Source organism: Aeromonas rivuli, assembly GCF_020149575.1.
GTDB lineage: Bacteria > Pseudomonadota > Gammaproteobacteria > Enterobacterales > Aeromonadaceae > Aeromonas > Aeromonas rivuli.
The window spans coordinates 3692605-3707509 of record NZ_CP079742.1 but is presented as its reverse complement, the minus strand read 5'-3'; the positions used below and the strand labels follow the sequence as shown (position 1 = coordinate 3707509).

At 62.7% G+C, this 14905-nt stretch carries 13 protein-coding genes; 8 read left to right on the top strand and 5 right to left on the bottom strand.

Annotated features, from left to right (window positions below; translation table 11 throughout):
* Positions 1–146 precede the first annotated feature (146 nt).
* Together KYK33_RS17030 and viaA are read left to right on the top strand one after the other, a co-directional pair.
* Complete coding sequence (locus tag KYK33_RS17030) at positions 147–1760, top strand: ATPase RavA domain-containing protein (RefSeq protein ID WP_224431277.1); 1614 nt, start codon at positions 147–149, stop codon at positions 1758–1760.
* Between the two features lie 95 nt (positions 1761–1855).
* The gene (viaA, locus tag KYK33_RS17025) at positions 1856–3313 is read left to right on the top strand and encodes an ATPase RavA stimulator ViaA (protein WP_224431276.1); all 1458 of its coding nucleotides are present in this window, start codon (positions 1856–1858) and stop codon (positions 3311–3313) included.
* On the opposite strand, the gene KYK33_RS17020 is transcribed toward viaA, so the two are convergent.
* Positions 3260–4177, bottom strand: a complete 918-nt coding sequence (locus KYK33_RS17020) for a DMT family transporter (protein ID WP_224431275.1) — start codon at positions 4175–4177, stop codon at positions 3260–3262. The genes viaA and KYK33_RS17020 overlap by 54 nt on opposite strands.
* A 133-nt stretch (positions 4178–4310) precedes the next feature.
* On the opposite strand from KYK33_RS17020, the gene KYK33_RS17015 reads away from it, so the two are divergent.
* A complete protein-coding gene (locus KYK33_RS17015; protein ID WP_224431274.1) occupies positions 4311–4778 on the top strand; it encodes an Lrp/AsnC family transcriptional regulator in 468 nt (155 codons plus the stop codon).
* A 43-nt stretch (positions 4779–4821) separates the two neighbouring features.
* Here the strand turns inward: KYK33_RS17015 and KYK33_RS17010 are convergent, their stop codons facing one another.
* Positions 4822–5829, bottom strand: a complete 1008-nt coding sequence (locus tag KYK33_RS17010) for a sensor domain-containing diguanylate cyclase (RefSeq protein WP_224431273.1) — start codon at positions 5827–5829, stop codon at positions 4822–4824.
* 202 nt (positions 5830–6031) lie between these two features.
* On the opposite strand from KYK33_RS17010, the gene KYK33_RS17005 reads away from it, so the two are divergent.
* The 4 genes from KYK33_RS17005 to KYK33_RS16990 all read left to right on the top strand — a co-directional run bounded on the left by KYK33_RS17005 (position 6032) and on the right by KYK33_RS16990 (position 11321).
* Complete coding sequence (locus KYK33_RS17005) at positions 6032–7924, top strand: sensor domain-containing diguanylate cyclase (RefSeq protein WP_224431272.1); 1893 nt, start codon at positions 6032–6034, stop codon at positions 7922–7924.
* 234 nt (positions 7925–8158) lie between these two features.
* Positions 8159–9745: a peptide chain release factor 3 gene (gene prfC / locus KYK33_RS17000; protein WP_042040473.1), complete on the top strand. Its 1587-nt coding sequence runs from the start codon at positions 8159–8161 to the stop codon at positions 9743–9745.
* 170 nt (positions 9746–9915) lie between these two features.
* Positions 9916–10254, top strand: a complete 339-nt coding sequence (locus KYK33_RS16995; protein WP_042040474.1) for a nuclear transport factor 2 family protein — start codon at positions 9916–9918, stop codon at positions 10252–10254.
* Positions 10255–10367: 113 nt separating this feature from the next.
* The gene (locus KYK33_RS16990; protein WP_224431271.1) at positions 10368–11321 is read left to right on the top strand and encodes a bile acid:sodium symporter family protein; all 954 of its coding nucleotides are present in this window, start codon (positions 10368–10370) and stop codon (positions 11319–11321) included.
* An 84-nt stretch (positions 11322–11405) separates the two neighbouring features.
* Here the strand turns inward: KYK33_RS16990 and KYK33_RS16985 are convergent, their stop codons facing one another.
* Complete coding sequence (locus KYK33_RS16985) at positions 11406–12317, bottom strand: bifunctional helix-turn-helix transcriptional regulator/GNAT family N-acetyltransferase (protein WP_224431270.1); 912 nt, start codon at positions 12315–12317, stop codon at positions 11406–11408.
* A 244-nt stretch (positions 12318–12561) separates the two neighbouring features.
* Positions 12562–13599: an alkene reductase gene (locus tag KYK33_RS16980; RefSeq protein WP_224431269.1), complete on the bottom strand. Its 1038-nt coding sequence runs from the start codon at positions 13597–13599 to the stop codon at positions 12562–12564.
* Between the two features lie 159 nt (positions 13600–13758).
* Here KYK33_RS16980 and KYK33_RS16975 point away from each other — a divergent pair, with 159 nt between their 5' ends.
* Positions 13759–14325, top strand: coding sequence for a TetR/AcrR family transcriptional regulator (locus tag KYK33_RS16975; protein WP_224431268.1), 567 nt, complete (start codon positions 13759–13761; stop codon positions 14323–14325).
* A 122-nt stretch (positions 14326–14447) separates the two neighbouring features.
* Here the strand turns inward: KYK33_RS16975 and KYK33_RS16970 are convergent, their stop codons facing one another.
* Entirely contained in the window at positions 14448–14783 is a 336-nt protein-coding gene (locus tag KYK33_RS16970) for an endonuclease domain-containing protein (protein WP_224431267.1), read from the bottom strand.
* Between the last annotated feature and the right edge of the window lie 122 nt (positions 14784–14905).

Below are 14905 nucleotides of genomic sequence, written 5' to 3'. Positions count from 1 at the left end.
TTGGCAAAAAAAACTCAAGGAAGGGTACACTCGAACGGCGTTTGCTGCACCCTTTGCCGTTATGCAGCCCGAAACCCGGCGCCTCTTCCCATGAACCGACGCCGCCGACCTGAATCTCCATCCCTATCTCGAGCCGGAATTTGCCTATGTCGCTGTTGTCCCAGAAGAGTCACTCTGCTAACGCCATCACTGAGCGCTTGCCACGGCTGCTGGCTGCCCTGGGGGAGGGATTGTACGAACGCCAGGATGCCTTGCGTCTGGGGCTGCTAGCCGCCCTGTCAGGGGAGAGTGTCTTCTTGCTCGGGCCCCCCGGTATTGCCAAGAGTCTGATTGCGCGGCGTCTCAAGCTCGCCTTTCATGAGGCGCGTCACTTCGAATACCTGATGACCCGCTTCAGCACCCCGGAAGAGGTGTTCGGTCCCCTCTCCATTCAGGCGCTGAAGGATGAGGGCAAGTACCTGCGCCTCACCGCAGGCTATCTGCCCGAGGCCGAGGTGGTGTTTCTCGACGAGATCTGGAAGGCGGGCCCGGCCATCCTCAATACCCTGCTCACCGCCATCAACGAGCGGCAGTTTCGCAACGGCGACAGTCAGCATCCCATTCCCATGCGGCTGCTGGTCACCGCCTCCAACGAATTGCCCGCGCCGGACAGCGGCCTGGAGGCGCTCTATGATCGCATGCTGGTGCGGATCTGGCTGGACAGGGTGCAGGAGAAGGGCAACTTCCAGGCCATGCTGGCCAGCGAGGGGCAGTCTCATCAGAACTTGCCCGCCTCGGTGCAGATCCGCAGCGATGAGTACCTGGCCTGGCAGGGCCAGATAGACGAGGTGCGGCTGCCCGATGGCTGCTTCGAGCTGATTTATCAGCTGCGCCAGCAGCTCGACAGCCAGCTGGCCCACAGCTGTTATGTGTCGGATCGGCGCTGGAAGAAGGCGGTGCGGCTCATCAAGGCCAGCGCCTTCTTCAATGGCCGTGAAGAGGTGGCGCCGCTGGATCTGCTGTTGTTCAAGGATTGCCTCTGGCATGACGAGGCCTCCCGCGAGGCGCTGCAGGAGATGCTGGGGGAGTTTGCCCGGCTGCACTGCTACCGCCAGCTCGCCCTGACCCGTCAGCTGCTCGACCTCAAGGAGCGCTTCCGCCTGCTGCAAGGGGAGATGGCCCAGCGTCTGGCGCACAAGGCCAGGCAGCGCCAACAGTGGTTCGGACGCCGCGCCCGTGGCATTGCGCTGCCGCTGACCGGGGCTCACGCCTTCGGCAAGCAGGTACATTTGCATCTGCTCTACCCCGCAGCCCTCGGCGCGGAAGATCCGACCCGACTCACCGAGACCCTGGCATTCGATCGCCACAGATTGGCGCATTGGCACCCCACCGGCGAGAAGCTGGTGGGCTGGCACCTGGGCAGCCCGGCCGAGGGGCACTACGAGCTGGTGCTCGATGATCAACTGCGCCTGGGGGTGCTGGATGTGCAGCGCCAGAGCGTGCCGCTGGTACTGGTGGGACAGCAGCCCCTGCCTGCCGTGGTACTCGAACCCTGGCAGCAGACGCTGACAGAGTTGTTGAGTCAACTCGAGACCCTCAGCCAGGATCTGCGTCGGCAACGCAGCCTGTATGAGCGCCAGCAGAGCCACCTCTTCCTCGGTCAGGAGTGGTTGCAGAAGGTGGAAGAGAGCTTCTTCGTGCTGGCCCGGGATCTGGGCCAGTTGCAGGGGGATGCCCGCAGCTGGCGCGAACGCCTCGCCCTGTTTGGCGAGAGGCACTGAGCCGTGGTTGCCGCGCACCTTGTCGTCACCGATCCGTCGTCTGAGAGGATCCTGTCCAGTGCCATGGGCCTTGCTCGCCGCATCCTGAGGTCATCATGATCGAGATCGGCATGATGGACCTGGCCCTGCTGATGGAGGAGGGGGAGATAGCCGGGGAGATGGCGCTGCTGCTGGCCGCCTCACCCAAGATCTCCGAATTTATCCGGCGCGCGCCAGGCAGCCAGGGCAAGCGGCTCAAGCGGCGCATCATGAGCTGGAGCGAGCGGCTGAACGAGGAGATCAAACACAAACCTGTGCCTGTGGTGCTGGAGCAGGAGTATCAACTCTATCAACGCCACAAGGGATTGCCCCTCTCCGAGCTGGTGGGTCAGCTACCGGCCCTGCTCGATCTGCTGGCGCCGAGCAGCCCCTTCGCCGGTGAGGCGCGCAGCCTGGTGCGCCAGCTCAGCGAGCACCCCAGTGAAGGGCTGCAAAAGTTGTTTGTCGAGAAGTGGCGCAGCAGCCTGGTCGGCGCCTTGTTGCAGCTGCAGCACCAGATAGCCGAGGCGGAGCGAGACAAGCTGCGCCAGGAGATAGAGGATCAGCTGCTGGCAAACCGCACCCTGGCCGACGCCCTGGATCCACACCAGATCTCGGCGGGGGGCCTCTGGGATCTCGCCCAGGGTCATTGGCACAAGCGCAGCCTGGAACTCATCAAGCAGTACGCGCGCATGCTCGAGCGTGAACCCCTGTTGCGGGAGATCGCAGACTTGCTCGGGCGCAGCGAGCAGGATCGCCACTCCCACGAGCGCCCCCTGCCCCCTGTCCCGATACAGGAGCTGGCGGAGGCGGTGAGCGATGATGTGCCGGATGATCTGGTGGGCATACACCCGGGCAACGATCTGATGCGGATGCTGCCCAGCGAGGCGGTGATGCTTGGCTTGCCCGAGCTGGAGCTGGAGTTCTATCGCCGTTATCTCGAGCGGCGCCTGCTCAGCTACCAGTGCCGTGGCACCTTGCCACGCCAGCGCCTGCTGCTGCGCACACCCCAGGCGGGGGGGGCGGATCCCCAGTCTCGCGGCCCCTTCATCGTCTGCATCGACACCTCGGGCTCCATGGGCGGTTACCCGGAGGAGTGTGCCAAGGCGCTCTTCCTCGCCCTGCTCAAGGTGGCGATGGATGAGCAGCGTGGCTGCTTCCTGATGCTGTTCTCCACCGAGGTGGCTACCCTGGAGATCCGCGCCGACACCGGCCTGGATCAGGCGGAGCGCTTCCTCTCCATGAGCTTCCATGGGGGTACCGATCTGGTGCCCTGTCTCGCCCAGGCGCTGGAGCAGCTCAAGGAGCCCGCCTTTGCCAAGGCGGATGTCTTGGTCATCTCCGACTTCATCGCCCAGAGCCTGCCCCACAGCCTGCTGGATCAGATGAACGAGCGGCGCCGCCAGCAGACGCGCTTTCACGCAGTGGCCATGTCTCGCCATGCCAAACCCGCGCTGCTGCGGGTGTTCGACAACAGCTGGCTACTGGACTGTGGCTTGCGTGGTCGCTTGCTGCGCCGCTGGCAGCAGAGCTGAAGGGCTGGCCACCCGGCTGGCCAGCATGACACCAATCGCCAGCAAGGCCAGGGTCAGCCAATGGGGCAGGGTCAACACCTCGCCAAGCAGCAGGCAGGCCAGGGCGCTCGCCACCAGCGGGGTGAGGGAGCCGACCGCCGAGGTGATCTCGGCCCCCAAGACCCGGATGGCGTGGCCGTAGCAGAGCGCCGCCCCCAGACCCGCCCCCGCTCCCTGTATCACCCCCTGCCATATCCAGATCTGCACTGTGCCACCCGCTGGCCAGCCCAGCCAGATCACCATGGGCAGCAATACCAGGGTTGAGGGCACGGCGACCAGGGCGGCCGCATCCAATGGGCCCAGCCCGCTGCGCTTCACACCCAGGGTAAACAGAGCCCAGAGCAGGGCGGCACCGATGAAATGGAGCTGACCGAGCCAGATCCCGGGGGCGCCGGTCAGTATCATCACCAGCAGCGCCGAGGCGATCAGGCTCAGTCCGAGCCGACGCCCCGGGCCGCAGCGCTCCCCCAGTCCCCACAACAGCAGTGCGACCCAGAGTGGTACCAGACCCGGGATGAGGGCGCTGCCCTGATTGACGGGGGCAAGCTGCATGCCGCTGGCCCCCAGCCAGAAGAAGGGGAGCCCGGCACCGACCATGATGGCGAGCCGCCAGCGGGCAGGCACGGCCTTGAACCTGACTCTGGCCTGCCAGTAACGGGGGGCCAGCAGCAGAGCGGGGATCCCGTAACGGAGCAGCGCAAGGCCGAGCAGAGGCAGACTGGCCTGGGCTCCTGCCTTGAGGGAGAGAAAAAAGCCGGACCAGAGCAGCACTGTCGCCAGGGCTGCGGCCCAGCCACCGAGGCGGGAATGGGGAAGGTGAGACACAGGCGCTCCTTGCATGGTCAGGCTTCAGGGGTGAGCCTCGATTATCCCGCCAAGTCGAGGGGTGTTTCAGGGCAAACTCTTGGTGATTTCGGGGGTATATTGGTGGCTTCAGGTGATTTGAAAGGGACTTTTGATGGAAAACACCCAAATGCTCGACAGGATAGATTTACAACTGCTGCGGCTGCTGCAACAGGATGGCCGACTCAGCACGGTGGAACTGGCTCAACAGGTGGGCTTGTCCGCGTCACCCTGTGCCCGGCGCCTCAAGCGGCTGGAGGGCGAGGGCCATATCCAGGGCTATCGCGCCATACTGGCGCGGGAGAAACTGGGGCTGGGGATCACCGTCTTCGTCAATGTGCGGCTCAGCCAGCACAAGGAGGCGCTGGTGGAGGCGTTCGAGCAGGCGGTGTCCGCCATGGGGGAGCTCATCAGCTGCCATACCGTCTCGGGGACTTATGACTATCTGCTGGAAGTGGTGGTGCCCGACTTGCCCGCTTACGAGCAGTGGGTGCGGCGCCTGCAATCTCTGGCGATGGTCAATGACATCAATAGCCACTTCGCCATTCGTGCGGTCAAGGTGATGGGGCCGCTGCCTATCTGAGGGAGCGATCAAAGGCGGCTATCTGAGGTGATGGGGCCGCTGCCTATCTGAGGGCCCGCTCGTTGACCTGTTCCTGATCGAGCAGGGGCTGGCCGCTGGGATGGGCGATATGGAAGCCGCGTTTTCCCCCATGCTTGACCTGATACATGGCCTTGTCCGCCCGCGCCAGGGCCGTGCTGAAGTCATCCTGAGGCCGGATCTGGGCTATCCCCATGCTCAACCCTATGCTGGCTTCGCCGTTGGCGAGGGGGACGGGGGCCGAGATGGCCTGCTGGCAAGCCTGGGCAAGCTGCAAGGTGCGGGCATCCAGGCTTGACCAGGAGAGCAGCAGTATGAACTCGTCCCCCCCGAGACGGCCGAGGATGGCCTCCTCGGGACAGATGCTCCTGAGCCGGCGGGCCAGCTCGACCAGCAACTCGTCACCGGCCCTGTGGCCCAGGCTGTCGTTAACCTGCTTGAAGTCATCCAGATCGATGAAACAGAGGGTCTGATGGGAACCGGGAAACTGGCGCTGCAAGGCGGCGCGGTTGAGCAGGTGAGTGAGGGGATCCCTGTGGGCGAGCAGGGCGAGCTGCTGCTCGTACTCCTTCTCGTGGGTGACATCCATGTGGGAACCCATGACCCGCAGGGGATTGCCTGCCTGATCCCGCTCCACGACCCGGCCCCTGTCCAGCACCCAGGTCACCTTGCCATCCTTGGCCAGCATGCGGTGCAGTGCCTGATAGAAAGGGGTCTTGCCATTGAGGTGATCGAAGAAGGCTTGCAGCACCCGCTCCCTGTCTTCCGGATGCAGGTGCGCACGCCAGACGTCGAAGTGAGCCTCCATCTCCTTGGGCTGATAGCCGAGCATGGCGCCCCAGCGACGATTGAAGATGACGAGCTTGCCGGTGGGAATATGGTTTTGCCAGATGCACAGACCGGTACCATCCATGGCGGCGTCCAGCTTCTCCCGTGCGTCATCGGCGATGCGCTTGAGCCGCTCGTTTTCCTGTTGCAGTTTCCGGTAGGCGACAAGCAGCGCCTCGTAATCCTGGGGGACCTTTCCTGTCACGTTGGGACCATTTGTCTCTGGATGCCCTGGCATATGGCACAGGCCGTGGGGGAGGGCTCAGGATGATACGGCGTCTCTTGGCCCCGGTTAGAGCGCTGACTATAGAGGGAATGGATGATTATTTCACCATAAGTCCACCGGTTGCAGGATATGATAGAAAGGCCAATTATTCGATTTATCAAATAAATGCCGCTGGAGGCCCGTGATCGGCGTACATCATATCTCCCCCTGGTTGCTCTACCTGACCCTGCTGATGGGGCCCGTCTGGGCAATTCCTCATGATACCGAGCATGGGCTCCCTAAGGGCGGATCCCTGCTTAGCGAGCTGACTCAGCTGGAGAATGGCTTCCAGCCCCACAGGGATTTTCAGGCCAGGGTGCAGGGGCTGTCAGGGCAGATCGATGCGACCCACCCCCTCTATGGCCGCCTGGTGAGCCTGCAGTGCTGGGCCCAGCCTGCCGAGAATACCAGCGACTACAGCGCCGCCATCACCTTTGCCAGCCAGCAGTTGCAACAGGCGCGGGCACGGCAGGATAAGCTGGCCGAGATAGCCCTGCTCAACTGCCGGGGCTGGCATAACCAGTTGCTGGGCGAGATGACCAATGCCCGTCGCGACTATGATGCCGCATTCAAATTGGCGGAGGCGGCGGGGGCCCAGCGGCTGATGGCGGACGCCCTGAGCTATCGCGGCAACATGCAGGCCTATCAAGGGCAGCTGGCCGCCGGTCTCAAGGATCAGCTTGTCGCCCACGACCTCTATGAGCGACTCGGGCTCGAGGCCTGGCGTTTGCACCAGCTGGGGGAGATAGCCAATACCTATCGCCGCATGGAGGTGTTTGATCGGGCCCTCGAATACTTCAAGGAGCTGGAGAATGCCTATCTGCAGCAGGGCGATGAGGAGAACCTGAATGATATTCGGGCTCAACTCGGCATTCTTTACTCGGACACGGGGCGCCACGCCGAGGCGCTGGCGCTGTTTACGGGGGCGGCCAGCTACTTCAAGGGCAAGGGGTGGAGCATGGACGAGGCCTGGGCGTTGACCGAGGTTGCCCACAGCCAGCTCAAACTGGGGCGAGTGAATGAGGCGCTGGTCCACTTGCAGCAGGCCGAGACCTTGCTCAATCGCAAGCAGGAGACGGACGCTGCCACCCTGGGTCAGTGGCGGCTGGTCATGGGGCTGGCCGAGGAGGCCCACGGCCGGCTAAACCGGGCGCTCTACTTCCTGGCGGTGGCCGAACCCATCTTCATTCAGGAGCATAACAAGCGCTTCCTCGGCACTATCTACCGGGTGCAGGCACGGATCCTGGAAAAACAGGGGGAGGCCGCCGCCGCCCTGGCGTCCCTCAAACGCTACGTGGCGATCAGGGAGGCGCTGGAGCGGGATCTCGGCGCCCAGCGCTCTATCCAGATGCGCTTCGAGTTCGACCTGGCGCGCAAGGAGGTGGAGAACGAGAACCTCAAGACTCACCAGGCGTTGCAGGCTCAGCTGCTGGATCAGGTCCAGGAGCGGCGCTACTGGCAGACGCTGGTGACAGTGCTGGCGCTGCTGCTGCTCGGATCCATGGTGCTCTATCAACTCGGGCGCAGTCGCAAGATGCGCAGGCTCGCCATGACGGATGAGCTGACCGGCATCCACAATAGACGTCAGATCCAGGCCAAGGCGCAGACCATGCTGCAGCAGGCGAAGAGCCTGGATCAACCCTTCTCCCTGCTGCTTATCGACATCGATCACTTCAAGCAGATCAACGATGGTTGGGGTCATCAGGCGGGGGATCGGGTACTGGTCGCGGTGGCGAACTGCATCTCTGAGGCGCTGCGCAGTCTGGACAGAGTGGGGCGCAACGGTGGCGAGGAGTTTCTGGTGTTGCTGCCCGACACCCTGCTGGCCGAGGCCGTCGAGGTGGCGGAGCGCGTGCGCCAGCAGGTGGCGGCACTCCAGGTAGCCGAATTGCCCGCCGAGTACCCGGTCCGGGTCAGTATCGGTTGCGCCCAGCTGCGCGAGGGAGAGAGCCTCAGCGAGCTGATCCATCGCGCCGACGAGGCCATGTACAGCGCCAAGCAGGGCGGTCGCAATCGAGTGTGCCGCGCCGACTGACCGCCATGGACTCCGCAGGCAGATCCGGCGCATGCCGGGCTGGGTATTTTTCACTCGCGCGGGTATAATGTGGCGCAATTTTGCTAAGACGCCGGACACTCGCACCCATGTAACGCAACGCCTTTCGCTTTTCATCAGACCCGCCCTGCTCGGGTTGGCTCGCGTTGCGCGCGTCGCAATCTCTTATTTCCCACGGTGGCTTGAGGCCGCCGCTCAATAGAAGAACGTCGAACTATGTCAGCTGAATTTCTGAGTGAAGTCTCCAAGAGACGCACTTTTGCGATCATCTCGCACCCGGATGCGGGTAAAACCACCATCACCGAGAAAGTCCTGTTGTTCGGACAGGCCATTCAGCGCGCCGGTACCGTCAAGGGCCGTGGCTCGGGCCAGCATGCCAAATCCGACTGGATGGAGATGGAGAAGCAGCGTGGCATCTCCATCACCACCTCGGTGATGCAGTTCCCCTACCGCGATTGCCTGGTCAACCTGCTCGATACCCCGGGTCACGAGGACTTCTCCGAAGATACCTACCGTACCCTTACCGCCGTGGATTGCTGCCTGATGGTGATCGATGCCGCCAAGGGCGTCGAAGACCGCACCCGCAAGTTGATGGAAGTCACCCGGCTGCGCGATACCCCCATCCTCACCTTCATGAACAAGATGGACCGCGAAGTGCGCGACCCCATGGAGGTCATGGACGAGGTGGAGCGCGAGCTCAACATCATGTGCGCCCCCATCACCTGGCCCATCAGCTGCGGTAAATCCTTCAAAGGGGTCTATCACCTCTACAAGGATGAGACCTATCTGTACCAGACAGGTCAGGGTCACACCATCCAGGAGAAGCGGGTGGTCAAGGGTCTGAACAACCCGGAACTGGACGCCGCCATAGGTGAAGATCTGGCTGCCCAGCTGCGCGGTGAACTGGAGCTGGTGCAAGGCGCCTCTCCGGAGTTCGATCACGACGCCTTCATCGCCGGCGAGATGACCCCGGTCTTCTTCGGTACTGCGCTGGGTAACTTCGGCGTTGACCACATGCTGGACGGCCTGACCGACTGGGCGCCGTCCCCCATGCCGCGCAAGACCGAAGAGCGTGAAGTGCTGGCGACCGAGGAGAAGTTCTCCGGTTTCGTGTTCAAAATCCAGGCGAACATGGATCCCAAGCACCGCGACCGCATCGCCTTCATGCGCATAGTGTCAGGGACTTACAGCAAGGGCATGAAGATGCGCCATGTGCGCCTGGGCAAGGATGTGAACATCTCCGACGCCGTCACCTTCATGGCCGGTGACCGCGAGCAGGCCATCGAAGCCTGCGCCGGTGACATCATCGGGCTGCACAACCACGGCACCATCCAGATCGGCGACACCTTCACCCAGGGCGAGATGCTGAAGTTCACCGGCATCCCGAACTTCGCCCCCGAGCTGTTCCGCCGCATTCGCCTGCGCGACCCCCTCAAGCAGAAACAGCTGCTCAAGGGGCTGGTACAGCTCTCCGAAGAGGGCGCGGTGCAGGTGTTCCGTCCGCTGATCAGCAACGACCTCATCGTCGGTGCGGTCGGTGTGCTGCAGTTTGACGTGGTGGTCTCGCGTCTGAAGAGCGAGTACAACGTCGAGGCCCTGTACGAGGCGGTCAACGTCGCCACCGCTCGCTGGGTGGAAGGCACTGACGTCAAGAAGTTCGAAGACTTCAAGCGCAAGAACGAGGTCAACCTGGCCCTGGATGGCGGTGACAACCTCACCTATATCGCACCGACCATGGTCAACCTGCGTCTGTCTCAGGAGCGTCACCCCGACGTCTTGTTCCGCCAGACCCGCGAGCACTGATCCCGCGCAACCCTGGGTTGCTGATAAGAGAGACCCCGCCCACTGGCGGGGTCTTTTTTTGTCTGTGCAGCAGGGTGATGGGGGGCAGGGAATGGTGCCCGGGCATGGCTATCGACAGGGGGAGCAAAGCGCCCTATAAAGGACGTTGTTCCATCATCAGGGAGTGACAGATGTGCGCCGAACTGCCCGTAGAGGCACAATTTCAAGCCTACAATGCTCGGGATCTCACCGCCTTTCTCGCCTGCTTTGCCGAGGAGTTCAAGGGGTACCGGATGCCGACAGAGGCTCCCTCCACCGTCGGCAAGGGGGCGCTGGGGGCTTTCTATGCCGAGCATCGCTTCAACAATCCGGCCCTGCGGGCCGAGCTGCTGTCGAGGACGGTGATGGGCAACAAGGTGTTTGATCATGAAAGGATCCATGGCCTCTCCCCCGAGCCGCTTGAGAGCCTGGCCGTGTTCGAGGTAGAAGCTGGCCTCATCAAGACCGCCTGGTTTTATTTCCCGTCCTGATGCGTCTGTGATGGCACGGCGAGCGGGTCTCCTGCGGGTAAAGCTGATATAAGAGAAGGCCCTCGCGGGCCCTCTTTTTTTGCCCGCGTTCGAATCACCATAAGGAGATCGTCATGCTTGGACGCATTACCAACCTGTTCCCACTCTGGGCCTTGCTGTTTTCCCTGCTGGCTTATTGGCAGCCAGCGCTGTTCGTTGACCTTAAGACGCAGATAGTGCCGTTGCTCACCATCATCATGCTGGCCATGGGGCTGACCCTCAGCCCCAAGAATTTTATCGATGTGGTGAACAACAAGAGAGCCATCGGGCTGGGACTGGTGTTGCAGTTCAGCGTCATGCCGCTGGCGGCGCTGTTGATCAGCCTCTTGCTCGGTTTCGATGCCGAACTGACCGTGGGCATGGTGCTGGTGGGCAGTGTCGCAGGCGGCACCTCATCCAATGTGATGTGCTATCTCGCCAAGGGGGACGTGGCGCTCTCCATCACCATGACGGCGCTCTCCACCTTGCTGGGGGTCATCATCACCCCGCTGCTGGTACAGTTGCTGGCGGGAAAGAGCGTCGATGTCCCCGTGCTGGATATGCTGCTGAGCCTGGTCAAGATAGTGCTGGTGCCGGTCGTCATCGGGGTCGTGCTCAATAGCTGGCTGCAGGCGCTGACCGAAAAGCTTGAACCCGTGCTGCCCCTCATCTCCATGGCGGCCATCGTACTGATCATCGCCATAGTGGTCGCCCTCAATGCCGGCCAGTTCGCCACCATAGGCCCCATAGTGGCGTTGGCGGTGATCCTGCATAACGGCATCGGCATCACCGCGGGTTATTGGGTGAGCCGATGGCTCGGTTTCGATGAGCGGATCTGCCGCACCGTCGCCTTCGAGGTGGGCCTGCAAAACTCCGGACTGGCCACCGCGCTGGCGATGAAGTTCTTCACCCCGGCGTCCGCCGTGGCGGGCACCCTGTTCTCGGTCTGGCATAACCTGTCCGGCTCCCTGCTGGCCGGGTTCTGGGCCAAACGCCCCCTGGCCCCGGTCACTCGGGACGCTGACCAGGCGGCCATCAAAGAGAGCTAAGAGAGACCCGTCACCCTGGCGTCCCTCGGGACGCCAGGGTGATTGCTTGTCTAGTGCAATCTGTGGCCGCACTGGCCTGCTGGTCTAGCCAAGGGATTTCACCATGCAGATCTCGCAGGCGTCGTGACCTGTGCTGCCGAGCGGCCCAGGCAAGTGCTCGAAACCGAGGGATTCATAGAGTGCGGTCGCCTCGCGCAGGCTGGCCGTGGTCTCCAGATAGCAGTGCTGGTAGCCGAGTTGCCTGGCTTCTCCCAACGCCTGCAACACCAGTCGTCGCCCCAATCCCAGCCCGCGCAAGTCGGGCAGGAAGTACATCTTCTGCAACTCGCACACCCCCTCCTCTCCCGCTAGCGGCGCTATGCCACCGCCGCCAAGAATGGTGCCGTCCGGCCCTTCAATGACCCAGTAGTGACTCGTGGCCCCGTGGTAGGTTTCGAACAGCTCGTCCAGTACGGGATCGGCCACGCCGTAACCCTTGTCGGCGGTGAGGCCATATTCGGCAGAGACGCGGCGCACCACGGCGGCGATGACGGCGTTGTCTTTTGGAGCGATGGAGCGAATGCGATAACCCTGCTGGCGACGGGCACGGGACAGGGCGCTGCGATAGAGCCGCAACCCCTCCCAGAGCCGCTCGCTCTCCTCGGGGGCGAGCTGAGCCAGGGTATCGCTCATGGCCTCGTCCATCTGTCGGTGCAGATCGTGCAGTTGAGCTGCACCATGGGCGGTGAGGCTCGCCTGCTTGCTGCGCCCGTCCGAGGGGTGGGCCTGCCACGCGATCAGGTCGCGCTCGGCGAGCCGGGCCAGGGGGCGACTGGCGTTGGACTTGTCGATGCGCAGCCGATCGGCCAGTTGCTGATTGGTGGCGGGGCCGCTCTCCAGCTCGATCAGCAGATGGGCTTCGAGGGGGCTGAGGGCCAGGGAGCCGCACTGTTGGGAGAGCATGCCGAGTTCACGAACCAGATCGCGCGACAGGGCGCGCAGGGGGCGGGGATCCATCTCTGTCTGTCCTTTTGGTTGTAGATGACAACCAATATAACCATCAGGTTGTTATCAACAACCTTTTTGTTGGGGCGCTCGGCTGAGCCGCCAGCAGAGGCGGAAAGGCGGGCAAAAAAAAAGGGCCCTGAGAGGGCCCAAACATTGGAAACCCGCGCCGGGGCGCGGATCCCATCCTTGGTCAAAAAATAGTGAGAGGACGCCATGGCCTGAACAGGGCTCTGTCCAGGCTTCATGTCGGGGTTTAGACCAACTCGGCCAGCATGGTGTCGGAGTAGGGCACCAGGGGCTCGGATTTTTTCACCCGCGCCAGATAGTCCGGGTTGGCGATGAGCGGACGACCGATGGCGATAAGATCGAAGCGGTCAGCCTTGATGGCCTCGGCTGCGGTCTGGGCACTGTAGTTGCCGACCCCGACCAGATGGCCATCGTACTGCTCGCGCAGGTAATCGGAGGCGCGGCCACCCAGGTAATCGAAGGTGAGGCTGTCATCGAAGATGCCCAGATGCAGATAGGCCAGGGTGCGCTGGTTCAGCTCGCCGAGCAGGTAATCGAAGACGGCGCGATCCCGGGCATCGCCCTCCATGTGGGCATAGGCACCGGGGGAGAGGCGCAGGCCAACCCGATCGCCGCCGATGCGGGCATTGACTGCATCCACGACCTCCAGGGCGAAGCGGCTCATATTCTCCGGGGTCTGACCATATTGGTCATCGCGCAGGTTGCTGGCATGGTGCAGGAACTGATCGATGAGGTAGCCGTTGGCGCCGTGGATCTCGACCCCGTCGAAACCGGCTGCCATGGCGTTGGCAGCGGCCTGGGCGTACTGCTCGGTCAGCTCGACAATCTCATCCACGGTCAGGGCGCGCGGCACCGGATAGCTCAGTTCGCGCATGCGCGGCAGGGTGCCTTCCAGACCGATGGCGGACGGGGCAACCGGCTGCTGGCCGTGGAAGAAGGAGTGGGAGACCCGGCCCACGTGCCACAGTTGGGCGAAGATCTTGCCGCCCTTGGCATGCACGGCGCTGGTCACCTTCTTCCAGCCTGCGATCTGCTCGGCGCTATAGAGGCCGGGGGTGTCCGGATAGCCCTGACCGTCCGGGCGAATGATGGTTGCTTCGGAGATGATGAGGCCGATGTCGGCGCGGCGGCCATAATAGGCAGCCATCTGTTCGGTCGGCACCAGGCCGGGACCAGCCATGCAGCGGGTCAGCGGCGCCATCATGAAACGGTTGGCCAGGGTCAGGCTGGCATTGAGGCGATAAGGCTGAAACAGAGTATCCATGGCGATGTGTCCTGGGGAAGATGATTCTTGAACGTGCATTCAAGATGTTTTTTGCTTTGTGTGCAACTCTTTTTTGAATGTGCATTCAAGATAAGTTGGCCCGACCCTGCCCCTGGGGTAGACTTGCCGCCATATCAACCCCTAGCCACAGGATCCCCGATGCGCAGCGCCGAGTTCAACCGCGAAACCGTCTTGCAAAATGCCATGGAAGCATTTCGATCCAAGGGGTATGCCAAGACCACCATGCAGGATCTGGTGGCGGCGACCGGTCTGCACCCTGGCAGTCTCTACGCGGCCTTTGGCAACAAGCGCGGCCTGTTGCTGGCGGCGGTGGATCACTACATCGAGAGCAAGCGGGCCTGTCGTCGAGCCCGGTTTGCACAGGGCGAGCCACTGGCGGCCATCGAGGGTTTTCTGCGGCAGGTGGTGAGCGATACTCTGGATGGTTGCTGCCTGATCACCCGCACCCTGGTGGAGCTTGCCGAACAGGATGAGGAGCTGCGTCTGCGCCTCAAGGCGAACTATGGCGAGTTGGAGGAGGACTTGGCGGTCGTGCTCGAACAAGCCAGAGGGAAGGGGCAGCTTGGCGCTGAGGTCGCTACCCCCACCCTGACTGCTTTCCTGCTGGTCAGCATCCAGGGTCTGGTCACCGTCGGCCAGTGTCGTCCCGAGCCCGAGCTGCTCGGCGATGTGGTCAGCCAGATCATGGCCTCCCTGCGCACCTGACAAGGGAGAGGGAAACAACAGTGGCTCCCGCGGGAGCCACTGTTGTTTCTGAGAATGACCCCCTCATCCCCAGCCCTTCTCCCCCCTCGGGAGAAGGGCTGGGGATGAGGGGGGGAATCTAGTCACTGCAATGACAATCTGATAAACGCCAGCACCCCATCCATCCGCCCCAGGACCTCGTTATTCCACACCCTGATCACCCGAAGCCCTTCGCCATTGAGATAGGCCGTTCTGGCCTCATCCTGTTGTTGACCCTTCGGCTGATTATGCTGCGAGCCATCGACCTCGATCACCAGCCGCTGTTCCAGGCAGATGAAGTCCACTATGTAGGGCCCGACAGGGAACTGGCGGCGGAACTTGAGCCCCTCAAACCGGCGATTGCGCAGCTGGAACCAGAGCTTCTGTTCTGCCAGGGTCGCCTCGGCTCTCAGCCGCTTGGCAAAGAGGTGGGTTTTCATCACATACCTACGGTGCTGTTTGAACCTAATAGGTATAGCCATCCGCCAGTCCGTTCACTCGCCGGGCATAGCGGCCCTCACCCTAGCCCTCTCCCGGAGGGAGAGGGAATTGATCGAGGAGC

Excerpts from the sequence above, each read along its gene's own strand:
- KYK33_RS16980 (WP_224431269.1), bottom strand. The coding sequence starts at position 13,599 with ATGGATACTCTGTTTCAGCCTTATCGCCTCAATGCCAGCCTGACCCTG.
- KYK33_RS16990 (WP_224431271.1), top strand. The coding sequence starts at position 10,368 with ATGCTTGGACGCATTACCAACCTGTTCCCACTCTGGGCCTTGCTGTTT.
- KYK33_RS16985 (WP_224431270.1), bottom strand. The coding sequence starts at position 12,317 with ATGGATCCCCGCCCCCTGCGCGCCCTGTCGCGCGATCTGGTTCGTGAA.
- prfC (WP_042040473.1), top strand. The coding sequence starts at position 8,159 with ATGTCAGCTGAATTTCTGAGTGAAGTCTCCAAGAGACGCACTTTTGCG.
- KYK33_RS17015 (WP_224431274.1), top strand. The coding sequence starts at position 4,311 with ATGGAAAACACCCAAATGCTCGACAGGATAGATTTACAACTGCTGCGG.
- viaA (WP_224431276.1), top strand. The coding sequence starts at position 1,856 with ATGATCGAGATCGGCATGATGGACCTGGCCCTGCTGATGGAGGAGGGG.
- KYK33_RS16995 (WP_042040474.1), top strand. The coding sequence starts at position 9,916 with ATGTGCGCCGAACTGCCCGTAGAGGCACAATTTCAAGCCTACAATGCT.
- KYK33_RS16975 (WP_224431268.1), top strand. The coding sequence starts at position 13,759 with ATGCGCAGCGCCGAGTTCAACCGCGAAACCGTCTTGCAAAATGCCATG.
- KYK33_RS16970 (WP_224431267.1), bottom strand. The coding sequence starts at position 14,783 with ATGAAAACCCACCTCTTTGCCAAGCGGCTGAGAGCCGAGGCGACCCTG.
- KYK33_RS17030 (WP_224431277.1), top strand. The coding sequence starts at position 147 with ATGTCGCTGTTGTCCCAGAAGAGTCACTCTGCTAACGCCATCACTGAG.